General features: G+C 61.4%; 19 protein-coding genes and 1 pseudogene. 11 read left to right on the top strand and 9 right to left on the bottom strand.

The window, feature by feature from the left end; translation table 11 throughout:
• Position 1: 1 nt before the first annotated feature.
• Complete coding sequence (locus tag HU727_RS13965; protein WP_186532386.1) at positions 2-799, bottom strand: hydroxymethylpyrimidine/phosphomethylpyrimidine kinase; 798 nt, start codon at positions 797-799, stop codon at positions 2-4.
• Positions 800-1,079: 280 nt separating this feature from the next.
• Here HU727_RS13965 and HU727_RS13960 point away from each other — a divergent pair, with 280 nt between their 5' ends.
• The 4 genes from HU727_RS13960 (at position 1,080) to HU727_RS13945 (ending at position 7,480) form a co-directional block, all read left to right on the top strand.
• On the top strand, positions 1,080-3,434 hold the full coding sequence (locus HU727_RS13960; protein WP_186532387.1) for a hybrid sensor histidine kinase/response regulator: 2,355 nt from the start codon (positions 1,080-1,082) through the stop codon (positions 3,432-3,434).
• A gap of 95 nt (positions 3,435-3,529) precedes the next feature.
• A complete protein-coding gene (locus tag HU727_RS13955) occupies positions 3,530-5,179 on the top strand; it encodes an acyl-CoA dehydrogenase family protein (RefSeq protein WP_186532388.1) in 1,650 nt (549 codons plus the stop codon).
• Between the two features lie 93 nt (positions 5,180-5,272).
• Positions 5,273-6,772, top strand: a complete 1,500-nt coding sequence (gene amn, locus HU727_RS13950; protein ID WP_186532389.1) for an AMP nucleosidase — start codon at positions 5,273-5,275, stop codon at positions 6,770-6,772.
• Between the two features lie 72 nt (positions 6,773-6,844).
• Positions 6,845-7,480 carry a pseudouridine synthase gene (locus tag HU727_RS13945; protein WP_225919837.1) on the top strand — a complete coding sequence of 212 codons (636 nt, stop codon included), beginning with the start codon at positions 6,845-6,847 and terminating at the stop codon, positions 7,478-7,480.
• Here the strand turns inward: HU727_RS13945 and HU727_RS13940 are convergent.
• Together HU727_RS13940 and HU727_RS13935 are read right to left on the bottom strand one after the other, a co-directional pair.
• Positions 7,475-7,684, bottom strand: coding sequence for a DUF2788 domain-containing protein (locus HU727_RS13940; RefSeq protein WP_186532390.1), 210 nt, complete (start codon positions 7,682-7,684; stop codon positions 7,475-7,477). The genes HU727_RS13945 and HU727_RS13940 overlap by 6 nt on opposite strands.
• 284 nt (positions 7,685-7,968) lie before the next feature.
• Positions 7,969-8,445: pseudogene (locus HU727_RS13935) on the bottom strand (Lrp/AsnC family transcriptional regulator); the annotation flags it as partial.
• A 441-nt stretch (positions 8,446-8,886) separates the two neighbouring features.
• Between HU727_RS13935 and HU727_RS13930 the strand changes: the two are divergent.
• On the top strand, positions 8,887-9,873 hold the full coding sequence (locus HU727_RS13930) for a DUF6515 family protein (protein WP_186532391.1): 987 nt from the start codon (positions 8,887-8,889) through the stop codon (positions 9,871-9,873).
• On the opposite strand, the gene HU727_RS13925 is transcribed toward HU727_RS13930, so the two are convergent.
• Together HU727_RS13925 and pmcY are read right to left on the bottom strand one after the other, a co-directional pair.
• The gene (locus HU727_RS13925) at positions 9,867-10,763 is read right to left on the bottom strand and encodes a cation diffusion facilitator family transporter (protein ID WP_186532392.1); all 897 of its coding nucleotides are present in this window, start codon (positions 10,761-10,763) and stop codon (positions 9,867-9,869) included. The genes HU727_RS13930 and HU727_RS13925 overlap by 7 nt on opposite strands.
• Before the next feature lie 12 nt (positions 10,764-10,775).
• Positions 10,776-11,210, bottom strand: coding sequence for a periplasmic Zn2+ metallochaperone PmcY (gene pmcY, locus HU727_RS13920; RefSeq protein WP_186532393.1), 435 nt, complete (start codon positions 11,208-11,210; stop codon positions 10,776-10,778).
• Positions 11,211-11,574: 364 nt separating this feature from the next.
• Here pmcY and hrpB point away from each other — a divergent pair, with 364 nt between their 5' ends.
• On the top strand, positions 11,575-14,094 hold the full coding sequence (gene hrpB / locus HU727_RS13915) for an ATP-dependent helicase HrpB (RefSeq protein ID WP_186532394.1): 2,520 nt from the start codon (positions 11,575-11,577) through the stop codon (positions 14,092-14,094).
• 179 nt (positions 14,095-14,273) lie between these two features.
• On the opposite strand, the gene HU727_RS13910 is transcribed toward hrpB, so the two are convergent.
• From HU727_RS13910 to HU727_RS13900, 3 genes are all read right to left on the bottom strand, one after another.
• Positions 14,274-15,242, bottom strand: a complete 969-nt coding sequence (locus tag HU727_RS13910; protein WP_225919836.1) for a WaaS/CpsH family glycosyltransferase — start codon at positions 15,240-15,242, stop codon at positions 14,274-14,276.
• A gap of 52 nt (positions 15,243-15,294) precedes the next feature.
• A complete protein-coding gene (locus tag HU727_RS13905; RefSeq protein ID WP_186532395.1) occupies positions 15,295-16,374 on the bottom strand; it encodes an endonuclease/exonuclease/phosphatase family protein in 1,080 nt (359 codons plus the stop codon).
• A 75-nt stretch (positions 16,375-16,449) separates the two neighbouring features.
• Positions 16,450-17,124 (bottom strand): YciC family protein, encoded by a 675-nt coding sequence (locus tag HU727_RS13900; protein ID WP_186532396.1) that lies wholly within the window; start codon positions 17,122-17,124, stop codon positions 16,450-16,452.
• A 179-nt stretch (positions 17,125-17,303) separates the two neighbouring features.
• Here HU727_RS13900 and HU727_RS13895 point away from each other — a divergent pair, with 179 nt between their 5' ends.
• The 5 genes from HU727_RS13895 to rhlE1 all read left to right on the top strand — a co-directional run bounded on the left by HU727_RS13895 (position 17,304) and on the right by rhlE1 (position 21,973).
• Positions 17,304-18,065, top strand: a complete 762-nt coding sequence (locus HU727_RS13895; protein WP_186532397.1) for a DUF2076 domain-containing protein — start codon at positions 17,304-17,306, stop codon at positions 18,063-18,065.
• Between the two features lie 208 nt (positions 18,066-18,273).
• Positions 18,274-18,753, top strand: a complete 480-nt coding sequence (locus HU727_RS13890; protein WP_186532398.1) for a LabA-like NYN domain-containing protein — start codon at positions 18,274-18,276, stop codon at positions 18,751-18,753.
• A 35-nt stretch (positions 18,754-18,788) separates the two neighbouring features.
• Positions 18,789-19,394, top strand: coding sequence for a 3'-5' exonuclease (locus HU727_RS13885; RefSeq protein ID WP_186532399.1), 606 nt, complete (start codon positions 18,789-18,791; stop codon positions 19,392-19,394).
• A gap of 253 nt (positions 19,395-19,647) precedes the next feature.
• Positions 19,648-20,583, top strand: coding sequence for a drug/metabolite exporter YedA (gene yedA, locus HU727_RS13880; RefSeq protein ID WP_186532400.1), 936 nt, complete (start codon positions 19,648-19,650; stop codon positions 20,581-20,583).
• Positions 20,584-20,635: 52 nt separating this feature from the next.
• Positions 20,636-21,973, top strand: a complete 1,338-nt coding sequence (gene rhlE1, locus HU727_RS13875) for an RNA helicase RhlE1 (RefSeq protein WP_186532401.1) — start codon at positions 20,636-20,638, stop codon at positions 21,971-21,973.
• 238 nt (positions 21,974-22,211) lie between these two features.
• On the opposite strand, the gene HU727_RS13870 is transcribed toward rhlE1, so the two are convergent.
• Complete coding sequence (locus HU727_RS13870) at positions 22,212-23,453, bottom strand: TIGR03862 family flavoprotein (protein ID WP_186532402.1); 1,242 nt, start codon at positions 23,451-23,453, stop codon at positions 22,212-22,214.
• Between the last annotated feature and the right edge of the window lie 140 nt (positions 23,454-23,593).

Genomic DNA, 23,593 nt, shown 5'->3' with positions numbered 1-23,593 from the left:
GTTACGAACAGAAATCAAGCGGCAGGCGGCGCGGCACGAACTGGCCTTTGCCCAGTTGCTCTGCATCGCGCAGGGTACGCCAGGTGTAATCCAGAGCCGTGCGCACGGCGCTGACGAGGTGTTCACCCTGCGCCAGACGACCGGCCAAGGCACTGGCCAGTGTGCAACCGGAGCCGTGATAACTGCCGGGCAGCCGCTGGCAGTAAAAGGTTTCACGCAGGCCATCGCGGCTGTACAGGCGGTTGTGGATTTCAGTTTCGTCGCCATGACCGCCGGTGATCAGCAGGTTTTTGATGAACGGCAGAAGTTTTTCCGCGCACTCGTCGGCGGTGCCTTCGGGCAGTTCGGCGAGGATGCGCGCTTCGGGAAGGTTGGGCGTGGCAATGATCGACAGCGGCAGCAGACGCTCGCGCATCGCATAGCCGACCTCGTCCTTGCCCAGTCGTCCGCCGCCGCCGGCGCGCAGTACCGGGTCGCAGACCACCGGCAAATGCGGGTGCGCCGACAGCAGTTCGACCACCGTGTCGACCATTTCCAGCGAACCGAGCATGCCCAGTTTCACCGCCGCGACTTCGGAGTCGTTGAACACGGCGTTGGCCTGGGCCAGAACCCACTCACGATCGAGGACGCGAAAGTCAGTGACGTTGACGGTGTCTTGCACGGTCAGGGCGGTGACGGCCGGAGCCGCATGGCATCCTTGCGCGAGCAAGGCTTCGATATCTGCCTGCAGGCCGGCGCCACCACTGGGGTCGTGGCCGGAGAGACAGAGGACAACGGGGCGGGAGCTGTAGATATTCATGGTGCGCGAGCTTACCACCAAAGCTGATTTTCGGGTGCAGGAGCTGCCCCAGGCTGCGATCTTTTGATCTTCCTGACCAACCCAACAGCTCTATCTCGGCGCTTTGCCCTGAAACGCCTGTTCTAGAGCCGTTGTAGGAAAAATTTCCATGGTGCTCAATGGCCATCAACCGCTATGCTACGCTGGATCCAAACCAATAACAGGTAATACCGGTTTTACGTCTACTCAAAGGGAATGGGGGGCTTCCTGACACAACCGGACGAGCCACGCTGGGGCTTCAATGCGCTATTTGCTGATGTTGCTGTTCTGCTTGCCCCTTATGGCGAGCGCCGTCGAGTTCGACGAATTCACCCAGGGCCTCCCGCTGGGCCGATCGCTGCAAGTGTTCGAAGACCCGAGCGGTCAGGCGAGCATTACCGATGTTCGCGCGCAAGCCGCCGCCGGACAGTTCAAGGCCCACGACAGAGCCACACTCAATGCCGGTTATTCGCGCTCGGCGTTCTGGCTGAAGATCGACCTGCATTATCGCCCGAGCAATCCGACGGCCCAGCGCACCTGGCTGTTGGAACTGGCGTATCCGCCGCTTGATCATCTCGACCTGTATCTGCCAGACGCCAGCGGGGAATATCGACGGGTGCGCCAGACCGGCGATGCCTTGCCTTTCGCCAGCCGCGAGATCCGCCAGAACAACTATCTGTTCGACCTGCCCTTCAAAGCGGATCAGCAACAAACCCTGTACCTGCGACTGGCCAGCCAGGGTTCGATTCAGGCGCCGGTGACGTTGTGGTCGAGCACCGCCTACCTCGAAGATCAACCGGTGCGGTTGTATGTGCTCGGCATCATTTATGGCGTTCTGCTGGGGATGCTGGTCTACAACCTGTTCATCTACCTGAGCGTGCGCGACACCAGCTACCTTTATTACATCTTCTATATCGGCTCGTTCGGCCTCTATCAATTGTCGGTGAACGGCGCGGCGGTCGAGTATTTCTGGCCGGACAATCCATGGTGGGCCAACGCCGCGACGCCGTTTTTCATTGGTTGCGCGGGTCTGTTCGGCAGCCAGTTCGCCCGCAGTTTCCTGCAGACCAAAACCCACAGCCTCTGGCTCGATCGCTTGCTGATGGCCTTGATCGCGTTCAGTGCGCTGGTGATCGGGCTGTCGTTGATGACCAGTTACGCCCTGGCCCTGCGTCTGGCGACCACACTGGCGCTGACGTTCACTGTGGTGATTTTCGCCGCCGGGATCCTGGCCTGGTGGCGCGGTTTGCGCGTGGCGCGTTATTTCATCATCGCCTGGTCGGCATTCCTGCTGGGCGGCATCGTCAACACGCTGATGGTGCTGGGCTTGCTGCCCAACGTGTTCCTGACCATGTACGCCAGCCAGATCGGCTCGGCCATCGAGGTGGCATTGCTTTCACTAGCGCTGGCCGACCGCATCAATGCCATGCGCGAACAACAGGCGCAGACGCTATATGACGCCGGGCAAAAACTCGAAGTGCTCAATCAGCAGCTGGCCCACAGCAACAAGCTCAAGGATGAATTCCTCGCCACGCTGACCCACGAACTGCGCACGCCGATGAACGGGGTGATCGGTTCGCTGGAGTTGATGCAGACCGTCGAGCTCGATCCGGAGCTTGAGCAGTATCAGCAGACCGCCGCCGGTTCCGCCCGCGACATGATGCGCATGGTCAACGGCATTCTCACCCTCACCGAATTGCAGGCCGGCAAGCTCAAGGCGACGCCGGGCACGTTCAGCCTGCGCGGTGTGGTCGAGGCGTTGCGTGTGCAGTTCGACGGTAACGCGGCGAGCAAGTCCCTGGACTTCAAGGTCGAAGTACTGCCGACTCTGCCGGATCGCCTGCTCGGCGACAGTGCGAAACTGACGCAATGTCTGGAGTGCCTGCTGGACAACGCGATCAAGTTCACCCGCGTCGGGGGGCTGGCGTTGCGGGTCACGGGCAGGCCGTCGACGGATAATCGCCTGGCGCTCTCGTTTGCGGTGATCGACACCGGCATCGGTTTCACCGATCTGGGCGAGGCCAACCTTTATCAGCGCTTCTTCCAGCTCGACGGTTCGATGACCCGCGAATACGGGGGGCTGGGCGTCGGCCTGGCGATCTGCCGACAGCTGGTGGAACTGCTTGGCGGCAAACTCACCCACCGTTCCGAACCCGGACGCGGCAGTCGCTTTCAGCTGGATGTCGAATTCGAACTGCCGGCGATCGAAGCGTTGCCCGCTACACAGCCGGCCCGCGATTGCATCCGTTCGCCGCAGGACTGCACAGTACTGTTGGTGGACGACAACAACGTCAACCAGTTGGTGATGCGCGGCATGTTGCTCAAACTCGGTTTCCGCGTGCGTACCGCTGACAGTGGTGCCGCCGCGCTGGAATGCTTGCAGCGGGAGACTTTCGACGCCGTGCTGATCGATTGCCAGTTGCCCCGTCACGAAGGCGCGTCGTTGTGCTGCCAGATCCAGGCCTTGCCGGGCTGCGCGCACTTGCCGGTGTTCATGTTGGCGGTGACGGCAGACCGCGAACCCTGCGCCCCGGGCGCCGCCATCGACTATCTGCACAAACCGGTAAAATTCGAGGATCTGCAAGCCGCGCTACAGCGCCGGGTCCTCAGCTGCTGATACGGTAAAAGCGCCGCAAAAACGGCGCGTATGACACTTTGTTCAAAAAAGCACCAGTGCTTAACTGGTGCCATTGCTGAACAAGGAGCCCCGTCATGAACCTGCATCAGTTCGCCGAAACGCACGAAGTCACCAATCAGCCGCCGTCTCTGGACGGCACCAACCTGTACCGTATCGACCTGCCGTTGCAGGAGTGGTCGCGCCGATTTGGCGCCGGCTGGGCAGAATCGCGGATTGATGCCTATGGGGCGCTGGCGGGCGGGCCGCTGATGGAGGCGGGGTTTCTTGCCAACCAGAACAAACCTGTTTTTGCCAGCCATGATCGCTACGGTCATCGCATTGATCTGGTGGAATTTCATCCTGCTTATCACGAACTGATGCGCACAGCGATCGAGCATGGCCTGACTTCCCTGCCGTGGGCGCACCCACAAGAGGGCGCCCACGTCGCCCGCGCTTCGATGACGTATTTGCACAGCCAGGCCGAGGCCGGCAGCGGTTGCCCGCTGACCATGACGTTCGCCAGCGTGCCGGCGCTGCGTTTGCAGCCGAATCTGGCCGAGCAGTGGCTGCCCAAAGTCCTCGCCACGCAATACGACCCGCGTAACGTCGGCATGGCGCACAAGGCCGGGGTGACCATCGGCATGGCCATGACCGAGAAACAGGGCGGCACCGATGTTCGTGCCAATACCACCAAGGCCTATCCGGTTGGCGCCAGCGGAGCGGGTCAGGCTTATGAGCTGGTCGGGCACAAGTGGTTCTGCTCGGCGCCGATGTGCGATGCCTTTCTGACGCTGGCGCAGACTGACAAGGGCTTGAGCTGTTTTCTGCTGCCGCGTCACCGACCCGACGACACGCGCAATCAGTTCTACATCCAGCGCCTGAAAAACAAACTCGGCAACCAGTCCAACGCCTCCAGTGAAGTGGAGTTTCGTGGCGCGCTGGCGTGGATGGTCGGCGAGGAAGGGCGCGGCGTACCGACCATTATTGAAATGGTGGCGATGACCCGCTTCGATTGCATGGTAGGTTCCAGTTCACTGATGCGTCAGGCGCTGACCCAGGCCAGCCACCACTGCGCGCATCGTAAGGTCGGCGGCAAGCTGCTCAGCGAGCAGCCCTTGATGCAAAACGTGCTGGCGGATCTGGCCCTCGAAAGCGAAGCGGCCCTGGCCCTGAGCCTGCGCATGGGCAAAGCGCTGGATCACCTTGATGATCGCCACGAAGCGCAGTTCGCGCGACTGGTAACGGCGGTGGGCAAGTACTGGATCTGCAAGCGTGCGCCGGGAATGATCAACGAAGCCGCCGAATGCATGGGCGGCGCGGGCTACGTGGAAGACAGCATTCTGCCGCGCCTGTACCGCGAAGCGCCGGTTAACTCGACATGGGAAGGCTCGGGTAATGTGCAATGTCTGGACGTGTTGCGGGCACTGTCCAAAGAGCCGGGCGTGCTGGATGTGCTCTTTAGCGAGTTGGGCGACGGCCATGGCGACAAGCGTCTGGCAGCGCATATTCAGCAGTTGCAGGCGCAGTTCAAGGATACGAGCGACATTCAGTATCGCGCGCGGCAACTCACCGAAGACATCGCCCTCGGTTTGCAGGCGAAGCTGCTGCTGGAAGCCGGGAACTCAGCGATCAGCGATGCCTTTATCGCCAGCCGTCTGAGTGGTGGCGGCCGCGTGTACGGCGCGTTGCCGCGCGGGCTGGATGTCGAAGCCATCGTCACCCGCTCAACCCCACAAGGCTTCTGACCTCACACAAATCCCCTGTAGGACCGTTGGTGGCCGACATATTGTTCGGTTGCCAACATGCCACTGTTCCCGTGAGACCACGATGCAGGCAAGATGAAGCTCTGCAAGTCAGAACACAGGAAGCTGATCGTGACCGAAGCGTTTATTGTCGTTCAAACCGCCGAACAAGCCGTGGATCGTCTGGCCGAGTTGCATGAGCGAGCCACCACCGCGCTGAACTCGGCGCTCAAGCGTTACCTCAAAGATCGCGTCGAGCCCGACGCCGAACAGCGTGCCCTGTTTCGTTATCCCGAACTGCGTCTGACCTATCACTGCCAGGGCGAAGTGCCGCAAACCACTCGGGCCTACGCCAAGGTGCAATTGCCGGGCACTTACAGCGTCACCGTCACTCACCCGGCGGCGTTTCGCAAATACCTGCTCGAACAGCTTGTGCCGTTGATGCACGATTTCACCGTGACCGTCGAAGTGGGCGTCAGCCAGCAGAATATTCCGTACCCATACGTGGTCGAGCAGGGCGATGAACTGGCCGGTTCCGGTGTGACCGCTGCAGTGCTGGCGCGGGTTTTTCCGAGCACCGACCTGTCTGCCGCCACTGATGGCATCGCCGACGGCCTCTACGACTGGGAAAACACCGATCCGCTGCCACTGGCGCTGTTCGACGCCGCGCGCGTGGACTTCTCCCTGCGCCGGCTGGTGCACTACACCGGCAGCGACTGGCGCCATGTGCAGCCGTGGATTCTGCTGACCAATTATCACCGCTATGTCGACCAGTTCATCGTGCACGGTCTGGAGCAACTGCGCCGCGACCCGCGTTTTGTGCGCATGGTGCTGCCGGGCAATGTGATCATCGAGAAGAGCATGGACCACGGTGAGGCGTCGGCGATTGCGGCGGGTGTGGTCTGGCACCGTTACCAGATGCCGGCCTATCACCTGATCGCCAGCGATGGCCATGGTGTGACGCTGGTGAATATCGGTGTCGGCCCGTCCAACGCCAAGAACATCACCGACCACCTGGCCGTGCTGCGTCCGCATTGCTGGCTGATGATCGGCCACTGCGGCGGCCTGCGTCAGTCGCAGACCATCGGCGACTATGTGCTGGCCCACGCCTACATGCGCCGCGACGGGATTCTCGATCGCGTGGTGCCGCCGAACATCCCGATCCCGGCCCTGGCCGAGGTGCAGCTTGCTCTTCAGCAGGCGGCGGCAAATGTCACCGGCGAGAAGGGCGACGACCTGAAAAAGCGTTTGCGCACCGGCACCGTGCTGACCTACGACGACCGCAACTGGGAACTGCGCTGGGCCCAGGAGCGTCCGCTGATCAACCTGTCCCGCGCGGTGGCGGTGGACATGGAAAGCGGCACCATTGCCGCTCAAGGTTATCGCTTGCGGGTGCCGTACGGCACGTTGCTTTGTGTCTCGGACAAGCCGCTGCACAGTGAGATCAAACTGCCGGGTTCGGCCAACGCCTTCTACGAGCGTGCGGTCAGCCAGCACTTGAAGATCGGCATAGAAGCGGTGGATCTGCTGCGCACCGAACTCAACTCGCTGCACTCGCGCAAACTGCGCAGCTTCGACGAGCCGCCGTTCCGTTAACGGTTAGTCGTGGTCATTTGGCGGTCGGGGCACTAGCATTAACAGCCCAGATCGCCAGATGTTGTTTTGCCCATGTCCCGTCCTCCGCGTCCTCCTGCCCGCCGCCCCGGCGCGAAACCACAGTCTTCTGCGCCACGCCGTGTCGCCAAGGCGCCGCCGGCCGAGCCGAAGCTGATCCTGTTCAACAAACCATTCGATGTGCTGACGCAATTCAGCGACGGCGAGGGGCGGGCGACGCTCAAGGATTACATCGATGTGCCCGGTATCTACCCGGCCGGACGTCTGGATCGCGACAGCGAAGGGTTGCTGCTGCTGACCAACGACGGGCAGTTGCAGGCGCGTATCGCGGACCCGAAACACAAACTGGCGAAGACCTATTGGGTGCAGGTCGAGGGCGAACCGACGCCCGAACAGTTGCAGCGTCTGCGCGATGGCGTCGAACTCAATGACGGCATGACCTTGCCCGCCGAAGCGCGGCAGCTCGATGAGCCTGAGCTATGGCCGCGTAATCCGCCGGTGCGCTTTCGCGTGACCGTACCGACGAGCTGGCTTGAACTGGTGATTCGCGAGGGACGCAACCGCCAGGTGCGGCGCATGACAGCGGCGGTAGGGCTGCCAACGTTGCGTCTGGTACGGGTCAGGATTGGCGACTGGACGATCGAAGGGCTCGATCAGGGCCAGTGGAAGGAAGTGCCGGCGCGTCTATAGCTTGCCGGATTCGATCAGGCCGATCACCACGCTCTTGATGATGAACGCGGCGACGCCCAGGCCCAGTACGAAAAACAGAATGAACGAGCCGAAGCGTCCTGCCTTGGATTTCTTCGCCAGATCCCAGACGATGAAACCCATGAAAATGATCAGGATGCTGACCAGACCGGTCATCATCCACTCTTCGAACAGTGCTGGATCCATTGGCGTTCTCCGGCGCGGACAGGGCTGAAAGGGCGGCGGCGAGTATACGCCATGGTCGGAGGGGTGGCATTGATGTGGGTCTGATTCGGAACGGTTGCCCTCACCCTAACCCTCTCCCAGAGGGAGAGGGGACCGATCGGGGGATGCTGATGAGCTATGCCGACCTGTTCCAGCTGTTGCGAACCCACAATCGACTCGGGCTTTCAGGTCGATGTATAACGCCTGACCCTGCGGTCGGCGCCCTCTCCCTCCGCGAGAGGGCTGGGGTGAGGGGCTTTTGCTAAGCTACGCAAATGAGTCAACGGCAATTCAGTGCTGTTCAAAACCTGATTCAACACAAAACTCGACCGCACACTCGTAACCCCCTCAATTCGGGTCAGATGCCCCAGCAGCAACTTTTGATAGTGATCCATGTCCGGCACTACCACCTTCAACTGGTAATCGGCATCAACACCGGTCACCAGGCTGCACTCCAGCACTTGCGGCAATGTCCGGATCGCTGCCTCGAAATTCTCGAACCGCTCCGGCGTGTGCCGGTCCATGCCGATCAATACGTAAGCGGTCAGGCTCAGGCCGAGCATCTTGCGATCCAACAGGGCCACCTGACGCGAAATGTAGCCGTCGTCTTCCAGCTGCTTGACCCGGCGCGAGCAGGGCGAAGGAGAGAGTCCGATGCGCTCGGCCAGTTCCTGGTTGGAGATGCGGGCGTCGCGCTGCAGTTCCGCCAAAATACTCAGGTCGTAACGGTCAAGTTTGCTCATCAGTGCGTCCGTGGCTGTAACTATTGCGGTGGATTATCTATCCAGGGTTAAAAATTGCGCAAGTGGTGTTTATTTCAGCAATCTTCGCAATCCTCTGTCGCGCCCTCGGGCTTATTCTTATCACCAGAATCACTGCTCGGTAACACAGTCCACAGCGGCCCGCCCAATCAGGCCCGCCGCGGTCGCCGCCCTCCACCGGGGACGTGCCGGCCCCCGAGCTGCACACTGTCCAGAAGACGGCGTGAGGTGAGCCGACGTCAAAAGCGTCGAGCCAGGACGAAGTTCTCTAGAAGGGAGGCCGACGGGTCTCCCTTTTTTCTTGCCTGCAATTTCATGTGGCGCCGCTCAATAAATAAGCTGCGCGACTGATAACCTGTTGCAGAACCCGGTGTGAAAGTCCCCGGTCTGATGTGTACGCCCTAACCCGCAGTGAGGAAGAGCATGAAGTCGCGCATCTGGCGTCTGGCCGGTGTTGGTTTGCTGTGTGTGAGTGTCAGTGCGCAAGCGCTTGCCGATGAGCCTGAGGGGCGTGGCCCGGATGGCGGCGGACGGGGGCCGGAGCATCAAGGCAATAATCAGCCGCGCCCGCAGAGCAATGAGATCATTCGTGGCGACAATAGTCGCCAGTTCGAGCAAAACGGCCAGCCTCCGCACAACGATGGCCAGTGGCAGAACCGCAATCGTCCTGCCTATGAACCCGAGCCGGGGCGTCAGCCGTCACATCAACCGGCCAATAACCTGCCGATCCAGCCGCGGCCCGACGCCGTGCGCCAGACCGAGGAACCGCGTCAGGGTTACTACCGCGACGAGCGTCCGCAGAACGGGTACCACAATCAACAGTGGCAGACACAACATCGGCCCGATGACAACCGCTGGCCCGGGCGTCCCGATGGTCACGGCAATGGATGGGGCCCTGGGCCGCAATATCGCCCGGGGCAGGTGATCGACCGCTTCCCGGATCGGGACTATCGCGTACCGTATCGCGGTCAGGATTATTTTTATTCGGGCGGCTACTGGTATCGCCCGCAAGGTCCGCGCTACATCGTCGTGCAGCCGCCACGGGGCATTCGTATCCAGTATTTGCCAGCGTACGCCCGTGAAGTGTGGGTGGGTGGTTCGCTGCTGTTCCTCGCCGCCGGTTCCTACTATGCGTACCAGCAAGCCACGCAGGATTACATTGTGGTCGAGCCACCGGTGCAGCAGCCGCAACCGCAAACCGGCGGATACGACGTCGAGGCTTATCCGGCCAACGGCCAGTCGCCGCAGCAGGTGCAGCAGGACGGTTATCAGTGCTCTCAGTATGCGGTGCAGCAAAGCGGTTTCGACCCGCGCACCGCGACCTATCAACCGGCGCCCGAGGTGGTTCAGGCCTACCGTCAGGCCCAGGGTAATTGCCTGAGCAGTCGTGGTTATCAGGTGAACTACTGAGCCCGAGCGGCCAGCACCACTTCCTGTGGGTCGGCGTGCACGAGTACTTCGGCCCTGGGATAGGCCTTGTGAATCGCAGCCGCGGCTTGATCGCTGATGCCATGGGCGACTGACAGGGTCAGTTCGCCCGGCAGTTCCAGGTGCAACTGCACAAACCAGTGGTTGCCGGAAATGCGCGTGCGCAAGTCATGCGCACCCAACACGCCCGGCACGCTGCAGGCCAGTTCAAGCATGTGTTGGCTGACGTCGGTCGGCAGCTCTTCGTCCATCAATACTGAAAAACTTTCCCGGGCGATCTGGATCGCGCTCCAGAAAATATACGCAGCAATCCCCAGGCCGAACCACGCATCCAGTTGCTCAAAACCTAACCCGGCCAGCACCAGCGCGATCAGAATGCTGCCGTTGAGCAACATGTCCGAGCGGTAATGCAGCGAATCGGCGCGCACGGCGTTGGAGCCTGTCTGCCTGACCACCCGGTGCTGCAAAACGAGCAGCGCCGCCGTCAGCAGCAGCGAAAACACGATGACGCCGATGCTCAGCCATGGCGCGCCAAGCGGTTCCGGCGTCTGCAAACGCGCATAGGCCTGGAACGCGATCAACACTGCACTGCCACCGATGAACAGCGCCTGCGCCATCCCCGCCAGCGATTCCGCTTTGCCGTGGCCATAACGGTGATCGTCGTCCGCCGGGCGCAACGCGTAATGCACGGCGAGCAGATTCAGCATTGAGGTGACGCCATCCAGCGCCGAATCGGTGAGACCGGCGAGCATGCTCACCGAGCCGCTGAGCCACCAGGCGATGGCCTTGGCGATGATCAGCGTGCACGCAACCGCCACCGAGGCGCGGGTCGCCAGCCGCAGCAGGCGGGCGTGTTCGGGGCTGGAGGTCATGGGGCTTCCTTGTCAGGCGGCAGGTTGCAGGCCGAACATTGCCAGTTGCTGCGCGCTGCCCTTGTGCTGAATCAGACGCGGATCATCCAGGGCCTTATTTATTTCAACGGCAGCCTTGCCCAGTTCGCTCTCCAGAATCGCCTGCAACTTGTGGTTATCGACCTGGCCATCCGGGCCGATGGCTTGCTTGAGTTTTGCTGGGTCAACTTGCGCGGTGTGGCCCGGTTCGAAATAGATCGCGCCGGTGGCGAAGTCGACGGCAAACGCGATCAGCCCGGGAATGATGTAGAACAGCAGGCCCACGGCGTCGAGCGCGGCAATCGCCGGGTCAATCTTGCCGTCGATCTGGCCGCGACGGTCCGGGTAGAAAATCGACCCGCACGCGGTGATTTGCGTCAGCAGCGTGGCGACCAGAACACCGCCGATCAGACGAGAAGGTAAGCGCATGGAAAATGTCTCCTGAGTCATCAAATAACGAAGCTTCGTCTTGTGAAGTTAAGACCCTGACGAACGCCCGGCAGTTCGCCGTTATACTCGCGATGGCAGGGCGTGCCCACTGTAAATTGCGGCCTCGTCTCACCCCTACCGAAATACCTTGAGGATTGAAGTTGTTTTCTCCAGATCGACACCGCGTGAAGGCTTATGAACTCTATCGGGGTTCGGCCCTGCGGGCTAAAGCCGTGAACGCGCCATGCTGCGTTGCGGGACTTGGCAAGGAAACGACCCTTACTTGCGTCCCGCGTCTTGCCTGGCACGCTCACAGCCTTAACGCGACTCGCAATTTATTGTGGGCACGCCCTGGGGAGCCAGCATGATTTCTTTGCCGATCGACGATGTTTTACCTGCCCTGCGTGAAGCCTTGGCGTCACGCCACGAAGCCGTACTCGAAGCACCGCCCGGCGCCGGTAAAACTACCCGCGTGCCGCTGGCCTTGCTCAACGAAGCCTGGCTGGCGGGGCAGACGATCGTCATGCTCGAACCGCGTCGTCTGGCGGCGCGGGCCGCAGCGGAGCGTCTGGCCAGCGAACTGGGCGAGCAGGTCGGTGAAACCGTCGGTTATCGCATCCGCCTCGACAGCAAGGTCGGCCCCGCCACGCGCATCGAAGTGGTCACCGAAGGCATTCTCACCCGGCGCCTGCAGGACGACCCGGCGCTCGAAGGCGTGGGCCTGCTGATCTTCGACGAATTTCACGAACGCAGTCTCGACGCCGATCTGGCGTTGGCGCTGAGTCTGAACGGTCGCGAGCTGTTTCGCGCTGAACAGCCGCTGAAGATTTTGCTGATGTCGGCCACGCTCGAAGGCGAACGATTGGCCGGGTTGCTCGATGATGCGCCGATCCTGCGCAGCGAAGGGCGCATGTACCCGGTGACGATGCGCTGGGGCCGGCCGTTTCAGCCGGGCGAATACATCGATCAACGGGTCGCGCAAACCGTCCTTGAAGCGCTGCACGATGAGACAGGCAGCCTGTTGGTGTTCCTGCCGGGACAGGCGGAAATCCGTCGCGTCCATCAGCAACTGGCTGATGCCATCGGCGAGCGTACAGACGTCTTGCTGTGCCCGTTGCATGGCGAACTAGACCTCAATGCGCAGCGCGCGGCGATCGACCCGGCGCCGGCCGGACAACGTAAAGTCGTGCTTGCCACCAACATTGCCGAGACCAGCCTGACCATCAACGGCGTGCGCGTGGTGATCGACGCCGGATTGGCGCGGGTACCGCGATTCGATCCGGGCAGCGGCATGACCCGCCTCGATACTCAACGGATCTCCAGGGCCAGCGCCACCCAGCGTGCAGGCCGCGCCGGGCGACTGGAACCGGGCGTGTGTTATCGCCTGTGGTCGCAGGATCAACATGAACAACTGGCAGCTTATGGCAGCGCGGAAATTCTCTCGGCGGATCTGGCCAGCCTCGCTTTGCAACTGGGCCGTTGGGGCGTGGCCCCGGCCGAACTGGTCTGGCTGGACGTGCCACCAGCCGCCGCGTATGCCCAGGCGCAGGATTTGCTGCAACGACTCGGCGCCTTGCACGGTGAAACGCTGACGACCCACGGCCAGGCCATGGCCGAACTGCCGGCGCATCCGCGCATCGCGCATTTGCTGTTACGCGGTCAGGCGCTGGGGCTGGCGAACATGGCGTGTGATGTCGCGGCGCTGCTTGGCGAGCGCGATATCCTGCGCGGCGCCGGTGCGGACCTGCACAGCCGGCTGGTGCTGCTTTCGGGCGAAGAGCGCGCCGGTCGTGGCGCGCAGGGCGGGGTGCAACGCGCCCGGCAATTGGCCCGGCAATATCGTGGGCACTTGCGCGGCAAACCGAGTGAGCCGGTCAGCGATCCCGATCATCCGCGCTGGCTCGGCGCGTTGCTGGCGCTGGCGTATCCGGATCGCGTCGCCCAGCAGCGTCGTACCGGTGGGGCTGAATATCGCCTGGCCAACGGTCGTGCCGCGTTGTTTGCTGAAGCCGACAGCCTGATGAAACAGCCGTGGATCGTCGTCGCCGATCTCGGCAGTCGTCAGGGCCAGCGTGAAGAGCGTATTTATCTGGCGGCTGATTTCGATCCGGCGCTGTTCGATTCCGTGCTCGCCGAACAAGTCCGAACCATCGATCAACTGGACTGGGACGAGCGCGAAGGCGTGCTGCGGGCCGAGCGTCAGCGCAAGGTTGGCGAGCTTATTCTCAGCCGCGAACCGTTGACCGGTCTCGATGAAAATGCGCGCAGTCAGGCGCTGGTCAATCTGGTGCGGCGCAAAGGTCTGGAGTTGCTGCCGTGGACGCCGGAACTGCGCCAGTGGCAGGCGCGAGTGGCGCTGTTGCGTCAGCTTGACCTGGGCTCTCAGACCGACAGCCAATGGCCGGATGTCAGTGACGCGGCTTTGTTGAATACGCTGGAAGATTGGCTGATGCCGTATCTGGGCAAGGTCTCGCGGCTCAGCCATTTCGCCAATCTGGATCTGTCGAGCATCGTGCGCAACCTCCTGCCCTGGCCGTTGCCACAAAAGCTTGATGAGCTGGCGCCGCATCATTTGAGCGTGCCGTCAGGTTCATCGATTCGACTGGATTACAGCGAGTACCCGCCGATTCTTGCCGTGCGTCTGCAAGAGCTGTTTGGCCTGGCGGATACGCCACGGATTGCCGGCGGACGGCAAGTGGTCAAGTTGCACCTGCTGTCACCGGCGCGACGCCCGGTACAGGTCACTCAGGATCTGGCGAACTTCTGGCGCAGCACCTATGCCGAGGTGAAGAAGGATTTGAAGGGGCGTTATCCGAAACATTACTGGCCGGATGATCCGCTGGTCGCAGAAGCCACCGCGCGGGCAAAGCCGCGAGGGACTTGAGCAGTAACAGCGGCGCTCCATCCGATGGCCCATATCGGCAACCGCATGGAGTACACCGAGCATTACCAACAGGTCGGGCACAGTTCCGATTGCATTACAGGCGAAGATCAATCAACAGAGGAAGATCGCCCAGTTCCTGATGGAAGACGGGCGAATCCTGCACGGCAAGTGCCTCAACGTCAGGTATGTCCCCGGTTACATTCGCCCGGGCTCTGAGCTGGCGGGCCCTTACCGGCGTGCAGAACCGTCTCGACCCAGCCTTGCAATGTGTATTTGCGATAGATCTGCTCAGGAATGTCGGCATACGCCGTGGCGATGAACGACGCCGGAATCTGCGGGTCGGCCTCGTCGATGACCAGTATGTTCGCCGGGTTGTAAAAGTCGTAATCCAGCACATGCTTATTGGTAGTGATGACTTTCTTGCGCGCGGCCATGGCTTCAAAAAAACGGAAGCTCAAACCTGCCTGACCGGGCTTGCAAATATCGAGAATGATGCGCGAGCGTTTTACCAGTTCACCGACCGACTCCAGTGACATCCTCTGCTCAAAGAAAGTGATGCCAGGGTGCGTGCCGGGGATCGGTTTGCACTGCACCAGGAACTTGTAATCGGTGACGCCGAGTCGATCGAAGGCCTTCGCCAGACCTTCAAGCGCGGGTACTCGATCCCTGCCGGCCAGCACCGCGAAAGCGGAGTATTTGTCGGCATCGTCACTCTTGATGGGGGCGTCGTAAATGAAATTGTGCAGTTTTTTCAAGCCGTATTGCTCGGCATTCTGCGGGTCGAAGGAAAATACCTCGTCGTAAACGGCCAGCGCTTCGCGGCTCATCGGCCACCGACTGAAACTGTCGTAGAGGTAGGCAATCCTGTGGGCCGAAGCGTTTAGCCCTGCCGCCAGTTGCTTGGGATCGATCTGCGCCGGGTTGATAATCAATGCGACGTCAAAACGCCCGCCTGCCGCCACGGCCTTGCTGAACTGACGCGTTTGTGACCAGCGGTTGAGCCGGCGCCGTAAAAACCTGGGGGCGCGGTCGAAGGTCTTCGCCAGCGAGGTTGTATCGATAAAGCAGACATCGTGATCGATGCTCAAGTGGTCCGCGAGTTTGCGGGCGTAGCCACCAATGTCCTTGCATACCAATAAGATTCTCATGCGTTTCCATGCCTTGAATTCGCCGACGATCGGGGAGGATTCCTGTCAGCGGCTAGGGCGCAGCCGGCAGCAGGAACCGTGCAATCACCGGCAAGTGGTCGGAGATTCGCAACGTATCGTCCTGTCGCACCTGCGCTTCCACGCGTTTAAGCCTGGGGCTGTAGAACAGATAATCGACCGTGCGATCGGGGCCGTTGAGGCCGGGGTCGTTGGGGTAGTGCGTCAACCACTTTGCCCGGTCGATGCCGCTGGCTTCGTTGTTGGTCGGGATCATTGGATATTTGTCCCACAGCAGATGCAGCTCGCTGTCGGCGGCGTAGGGCGTGCGTTGAGCGGCAGGCAGGCGTCGATATTGGCCGAGCGGCAGCAGGTTGAAATCACCACCGATCAGCCACGGCAGGCCTTGGCTTTCATACTTGTCGAGCACTTTGGCCACGGCTGCCACTTGCGCCTGCGAGGTGCCGTCCGGCTGGCGGGCGCGCTGCAGATGTGTGTTGAACACGGTCAGTTGCCCGCCATCGCTGAGCGGCAGTTTGACCGCGAGCAAAGCGTCCTTGGGCTGAAACTGACGAGTGATGAAGTTGCTTGAGGCAACCGGCAATTGCAGGCGTTCGGCGTGTTCGATGCGATAGCGGCTCAGGGCGGCCAGTTGACGGCCGACGCTGCCGTAGATGTGGGGCTCGGGGACGAAATCGGCTTTCCAGTCAAAGGCGCTGGTGCTGCATGGGTACAGGTCTGCAACGCGTTCCTGCAACAGCTTGAGCTGGTTCTGGTAATCGCTCGCCTTGGCGCCTTCGTCCAGTTCCTGGAGCAGCACCACATCGGGTTGTTCGTCGCGGATCACTCGCGCCACTTCATCGAGGCTGAAGGCCATGTCTTCGAGGGTCGGCGCTTCATCGTCACCCTGGGCCAGATCATTCCAGAACACGTAACGCTTGCCGGCGAGGAATTGCACGTTCCAGGTCATGACCTTCAGCGCTTGCCCGGGCACCAGCGACGGCGCCGTGCCGTTGCAACTGACGGGCAGGGTTTCGCGTACGTTGGGGCGCCAGGTCAGACTGAACAGCAGCGCGCCGAGCAAGGCGACGGCGAGCACAACGAGCAACAGGGTGTAGCGCAGCAGACGGGTCATGGCTCGGCTTATAGCGTTACAGAAAGTGGCCCCGAGCATACCTGACGGCAGCCGTGGAGCCCAAGCGTTGCGCGGTCAGACCGCTCCGTCGCGTTTGTCAGGCAGGTCGCTGATCAGCATGAACAGGCGAAACAGCACCACACTGGTGAACAGTTGCAGGAAGCTGTGGGCGCTGTCGATCAGCCCGGCAATCAGCGGATTTTGCGGTTCCGGGTACACCGCCAGCGTCGCACCTTTGAGCAGCCACAGCGGCGTCATCACGCAGAGGATGCACAGCAGGATCCGCCAGAAATGTCCGCGCGTCAGGCGCAGGCTTTCCTTCATCGCCTGCAACGGCCCGAGGCCGCGCAGCACCAGGAGATATTCGGCGAAGGCGAGCATGACCATGAGCATCAGGCCCGGCAGGAAGTACAGCGACAGGCCGAGCAGAATCAGCAAAGTATTGAGCGCGGTCAGCACGGCAAAGCGCGGCCACAGGGTGGCGGCCATTGCCAGCAGGTCGCGGTTGCGCGGTGATTCGCCACGGCTGCGGGCGTCGAGGAACAGGATCAGGGCGGCGGTATACAACGGATACACCAGCAGGCCCACGATGATGCTGACGCCCGAAAATGTCTCCGGCCCGGTGGCGTGATCAACCGCCTGTTGCAGGAATGCTTCGACAATCACCAGCGGCAGACACAGCTGCACGATGCTGCCCAGATGACGTTTGAAAAAATACAAAGAGTCGCGCAGTACTTCGAGGGCATTCATCAGTCGGTATCGCAGGTCGAAAACAGTGGCTCACTTTAACCGATGAGACGCGGGGCGACGCAAACGTAAACATTCGGTAAAGGTCATTGAAACGTTTTGTAACTGTCTCCATTACAGGAGGGCGCCTGGCCCGACGTGGGCGAGGGCAACGTTTATTACCGGCAATCTGCGAGGTCGCCATGAACAGCGAAGAACAAACCCTGATCGATGGACTGTTTTCCCGGCTGCAGCAGGCCGAAGCGGACGCAGCCCCGCGCGACGCCCAGGCCGAGACGCGGATCAAGGAACACCTGGCGCGCCAACCGGCGGCAGGCTATTTCATGACCCAGGCGATTCTGGTGCAAGAAGCGGCGCTCAAGAGCCTCGATGAGCAGAACAAGCAATTGAATCAACAAATCCAGCGCCTGCAGGCCGAACTGCAATCGGCCAGGGCTCAGGGTGCAGCACCTGCCTCGAGCGGTGGCGGTGGTTTTCTTTCGAGCATTTTTGGGGGTGGCGGTTCGCGGCCGGCGGCGAGTCAGAGCGCAGCGCCATCGTCCACGGGTGGCTGGCGCGAGCCGGCGCCACAGCAGAACTTCAACGCGCCAGCGCCGCAACAGAATTTCGGCGGGGCGCCGCCCAACTATGCGCAGCAGGCAGTCCCGGCGGCGGGCAACAGCTTCCTCAGCGGCGCGCTGAAAACCGCTGCAGGCGTGGCGGGTGGTGTGATGCTGGCGCAAGGCATCAGCAGCCTGTTCCATCACAATCAGCAACCGGAAGAGATCGTCGAAGTGATCAAGGAAGAGCCGGCCCAGGTCGCTGACCAGAGCAATAACGGTTGGGGCGATGAGCCGCGCGTGGCGGACAACGGCTTCTCGGGCAATGACCAGGGCGGTTTCAGCGACGCCGATTACAGCAGCGACAACTCGTCGTTCTTCGATGACGACGATTCCTTCGTCTGACCAACGGCCAGCATCGACCGTTGTGGCGAGGGAGCTTGCTCCCGCCGGGGCGCGTAGCGGCCCTTTCTTTTGAAAAGAAGGGCCTGCTGCGCAGTCCAGCGGGAGCAAGCTCCCTCGCCACAGCGCTGTTTACTGGCATACTGAGCGCCTTTTTCAGGCCTGATCGCCTGATCCCGCTTCGTGCGCTTGCGCGCTCACAGGAACTCCGGTGAAAAAAATCGCAGTGTTCGCCGATGTGCAGAACCTCTACTACACCGTGCGTCAAGCCTATGGTTGTCACTTCAACTATGCCGCACTGTGGGCGGACATCAGCAAGGACGGGCAGATTGTCGAGGCCTATGCCTATGCGATCGATCGGGGCGACAGCAAGCAGCAGCAGTTCCAGCAGATCCTGCGCAACCTCGGCTTCACCGTGAAGCTCAAGCCCTACATCCAGCGCAGCGACGGCTCGGCCAAGGGCGACTGGGACGTAGGTATCACCCTCGACATCATGGACGCCGCCGACCACGTCGATGAAATCGTCCTGGCCTCCGGTGATGGCGATTTCGACATGCTGCTCGAACGCATCATCAGCAAACACGGCGTGCATGCGGTGGCTTACGGCGTACCTGGCCTGACCGCCAACTCGCTGATCCGCGCCGCCAGCCGTTACGTGCCGATCGAAGGCGCGCTGCTGTTGAAAAACTGAGCTGAAGAATTGATTTGGACGGAGTACAACCCGGTTTGGAACGCATTGCAGTCATTGACTTTGAAACCACCGGCCTCTCGCCGAACAGCAGCTGCCGCGCCACGGAAATCGCCGTGGTCATGCTGGAAAACGGCCGCATCGTCGAGCGTTACCAGAGCCTGATGAACGCTGGTGTACGCGTCCCGGCATTCATCGAGCAACTGACCGGCATCAGCAACGCCATGCTGCGCACCGCGCCACCGGCCGAGCGTGTGATGGAAGAGGTCAACGAGTTTGTCGGCTGCACGCCGCTGCTGGCGCACAACGCTTCGTTCGACCAGAAGTTCTGGGATTTCGAGCTGGGCCGAATCAAACGCACGCGCCTGCAGAACTTCGCCTGCTCACTGCTGCTGGCTCGCCGATTGATGCCGGCGGCGCCGAATCACAAGCTCGGCACGCTCACCTCTTTTGCGCAGTTGCCGCATACGGGCCAGGCTCACAGGGCGATGGCGGATGCGGAAATGGCGGCGAACCTGATGGCGCATCTGGCCGATGAGTTGCGCGGCAAACATGGGGTGCGCGAGTTGAACCATGATTTGCTGTGCAAATTGCAGAAAGTCCCGGCCGCCAAAGTGGGCGAGCATCTGCAGCGGTATCGCTGATCCGAGGGAAAACACGGCACTTTGATCGTTCCCACGCTCCGCGTGGGAATGAAGTCCAGGACGCTCCGCGTCCCTTTCAAAGCCGAACGCAGAGCGTCCGTTGAGGCATTCCCACGCGGAGCGTGGGAACGATCCAAGATGGATGTCTTTGATGTAAAAGTGTACCGGCGCGATAAACAGGTTTTGTAACTTACTATTGCGCGCGGGCCTTTCTAGAATAATCGGTCCACCGAATCTGACTGTCGAGCTGACCATGCCTGCCTTGCGCCGTTTTTCCCTGCCGTTGATCGCCGCGTTTTTCGCGTTGTATGTGATTTGGGGATCGACCTATCTGGTCATCCGCATCGGCGTCGAATACTGGCCGCCGCTGTTGCTGGCCGGGGTGCGCTTCGTGATTGCCGGCAGTTTGATGTATGCCTTTTTGCGTTGGCGCGGTGCTCCGGCGCCGACCTGGGCGCAGTGGAAAGCGGCGGGGATCATCGGGATTCTGCTGCTCAGTTTCGGTAATGGCGCGGTCAGCGTGGCCGAGCATACCGGTGTGGCTTCGGGCGTTGCGGCATTGGCGGTGGCGACGGTGCCGTTGTTCACGTTGCTCTGCGGCTATTTTTGGGGCGCACGCAATACGCGTCTCGAATGGGCTGGCGTGGCGCTGGGTATTGTCGGCATCGCCATGCTCAACATGGGCTCCAACCTGCAATCGAGTCCGTTGGGTGCGACGTTGCTGATTTTTGCGGCGGCGAGCTGGGCGTTCGGTTCCGTGTGGAGCAGGCATTTGCCTCTGCCGACGGGGGCTATGGCCAGCGCCGTGGAAATGCTCGTTGGCGGCGTCGTCTTGCTGATCGGCAGCGCGGTGAGCGGCGAGCACCTGCAAGCCATGCCGCCGCTTGAGGGCTGGCTGGCGCTGGCCTATCTGATTTTCTTTGGCTCGATCATCGCTTTCAATGCCTACATGTATTTGCTCAAACATGTGCGTCCAGCCGCGGCGACCAGTTATGCCTACGTCAATCCGGCGGTGGCGGTGTTGCTCGGCGTGGTGTTTGTCGGCGAGACCATTGGTATCGAAGAGGCGCTGGCGATGCTGGTGATCATTAGCGCCGTGCTGCTGATCAGCCTGCCGCAGTGGCGCCGGCCGCCGCAGTTGCCGGTAGAAGAGGCGAAAAGCGTTCCGACGGAAGCGCGTACGAATTAGGGTAAACTGCGCGGCATTGCATCCCCGCGTCATTTTTTCCTACGGTACTCCCATGACTTTCGCCTCCCTTGGCCTGATCGAACCCTTGCTGCGCTCCCTTGAGACGCTCGGCTACCAGACCCCGACGCCGGTCCAGGCGCAAGCCATTCCGGCCGTGCTGGCCGGTCGCGACCTGATGGCAGCGGCACAGACTGGCACCGGCAAGACTGCCGGTTTCGCCTTGCCGTTGTTGCAGTTGCTTACCATGGAAGGGCCGAAAGTCACCGCCAACTCGGCGCGTGCGCTGATTCTGGTGCCGACCCGCGAGCTGGCCGAGCAGGTCCACGAAGCCGTGCGCCAGTATGCTGAAAATCTGCCGCTGCGCACTTATGCGGTTTACGGCGGTGTCAGCATCAACCCGCAGATGATGAAGCTGCGCGGCGGCGTCGATGTGCTTGTCGCCACGCCCGGTCGCTTGATCGATCTGTTCCGCCAGAACGCGTTGAAGCTGGATCAGTTGCAAACTCTGGTGCTGGATGAAGCCGATCGTATGCTCGACCTGGGCTTCTCCGAAGAACTGGCGAATATTTACCGCATGCTGCCGAAAAAGCGCCAGACCCTGTTGTTCTCGGCAACCTTCTCCGACGATATCCGCCTGCTCGCCGGACAGATGCTCAACGATCCGCTAAGCGTCGAAGTCAGCCCGCGCAACGTCGCTGCCAACACCGTCAAGCAGTGGATCGTGACGGTGGATAAAAAGCGCAAGGCCGAGCTGTTCGTGCACCTGATGCGCAAGAACAAGTGGAAGCAGGTGTTGGTGTTCGCCAAAACCCGCAACGGCGTCGATGCGCTGGTGGAAAAACTTCAGGGCCTTGGTGTGAATGCTGACGGCATCCATGGCGACAAACCGCAGGCGACCCGCCAACGCGCGCTGGATCGTTTCAAGCTCAGCGAAGTGCAGATTCTGGTCGCGACCGATGTGGCTGCGCGTGGCCTTGATATCGAAGATCTGCCACTGGTGGTCAACTTCGATCTGCCGATCGTGGCCGAGGATTACATTCACCGCATCGGCCGTACCGGGCGTGCGGGTGCCACCGGTGAGGCGATTTCGCTGGTGTGCGCCGATGAGGTGAACATGTTGTCGGCGATTGAAATGCTGACGCGCCAAACGTTGAAGCGCCAGAACGAGCCGGACTTCGAGCCCGAGCACCGCGTGCCGGATACCGATGCCAGTGGTCAGGTGGTCAAAAAACCGAAGAAACCAAAAAAGCCGAAGACTTCCGGCGGTGGCGGCAAGCGTAATCTGGGCAAATGGGTGGAGAGCGGTGAGAGCCAGACGCCGGAGCCATCGATCAAGCCAGTGCGCAAAGTGCCGGTGTTCAACACCGGGCCGCGCAAGCGCAAACCTTGAGATCAAAAGTCAGAAGCCCCTCACCCTAACCCTCTCCCGGAGGGAGAGGGGACTGATTTGGGGATGCTTATGAGTTGCGCCGATCTGAATAGGCGTTGCTGAATCCATAATCGATCCAGTTGGTCATGCGGCATCAGATCCATAATCGACACGGCCTTTCAGGTCGATGTAAGAAGCCAGACACCGCGGTCGGCTCCCTCTCCCTGGGGAGAGGGCTGGGGTGAGGGGCAGTGGCGACTCAGTCCCCGCGCCTTAACCACTCCAACATCCCAAGCCCGGCCGCCCGGCCGCTGGCAAAACATCCCGTCAGCAAATAGCCGCCCGTCGGCGCTTCCCAATCAAGCATTTCGCCTGCGCAAAATACCCCCGGCAGCGCCTTGAGCATCAATCGCTCATCCATCGCTTCGAACCTCACGCCACCCGCACTGCTGATCGCCTCGTCCAGTGGACGGGTTTTTACCAGTGTCAGCGGCAATGCCTTGATCGCTCGGGCCAGCAGTGCCGGATCGGCGAAGGACTCGGCATCGGTCAACTCGCGCAGCAACGAAGCTTTCACTCCGTCGATCCCGACCTGGCTGTGCAAATGCTTGGCCATCGATCGCGAACCGCGTGGTTTACTCAGCGCCGCCTGCAATTTATCCACAGGCCAGCCGGGCAGCAGGTCGATGTGGATAACCGCTGCGCCATAGCGATTGATTTCCTCGCGTATCGGCGCCGACAGCGCATAAATCAGGCTGCCCTCGATCCCGGTCGCGGTGATGACGCATTCGCCCAGACGCGGGATATCGTCGTTCAAACCGATGGCGATGTTTTTCAGCGGCGCGCCGGCGAATTTGCTCACCATCAGCTCGCTCCAGGCCTGCACCTCGAAGCCGCAATTGCTTGGCTGCAACGGCGCCAGATCCACGCCGCGTTGCTCCAGAGGCAGCATCCACGCGCCGTCCGAGCCCAGGCGTGACCAACTGCCGCCGCCGAGGGCGAGCAGGGTGGCGTCGGGTTCGATGCTGATTTCGCCCTGCGGGCTGACGATGCGCAGGGCGCCGTGTTCGTCCCAGCCGAGCCAGCGATGGCGGGTGTGGATAACCACGCCGCTGTCGCGCAGGCGTTTGAGCCAGGCGCGCAGCAGGGGGGCGGCTTTCATGTCAGTGGGGAAGACGCGACCGGAACTGCCGATGAACGTTTCAATGCCCAGATCGTGAATCCATTGGCACAGCGCATCGGCATCGAATGCACGTAATAGCGGTGCGATTTGCGGCGCACGTTCGGCGTAGCGCGAAAGAAATGCAGGGTAAGCTTCGGAGTGGGTGATGTTCATGCCGCCAACCCCGGCCAGCAGGAATTTGCGGCCCACCGAGGGCATGCCGTCGTACAGATCGACACGGACGCCGGCCTGGCTCAGCACTTCGGCGGCCATCAGGCCGGCGGGGCCACCGCCGATGATGGCGACGTGAGCATTAACGGAGGCGGAGTTCTGGGTCATGGGCGTGCGCTGCGGTATGGCGGGATAAGGCGCGCATTCTAACAGCGCAAATCTCAAGTAGGAGTGAGCCTGCTCGCGATAGCGATTGATCAATCGGCATCCATGTTGAATGCAAGACCGCTATCGCGAGCAGGCTCGCT

This window comes from Pseudomonas khorasanensis (assembly GCF_014268505.2).
Taxonomy (GTDB): Bacteria; Pseudomonadota; Gammaproteobacteria; order Pseudomonadales; family Pseudomonadaceae; genus Aquipseudomonas; species Aquipseudomonas khorasanensis.
This window is presented reverse-complemented; position numbering and strand designations above follow the sequence as displayed.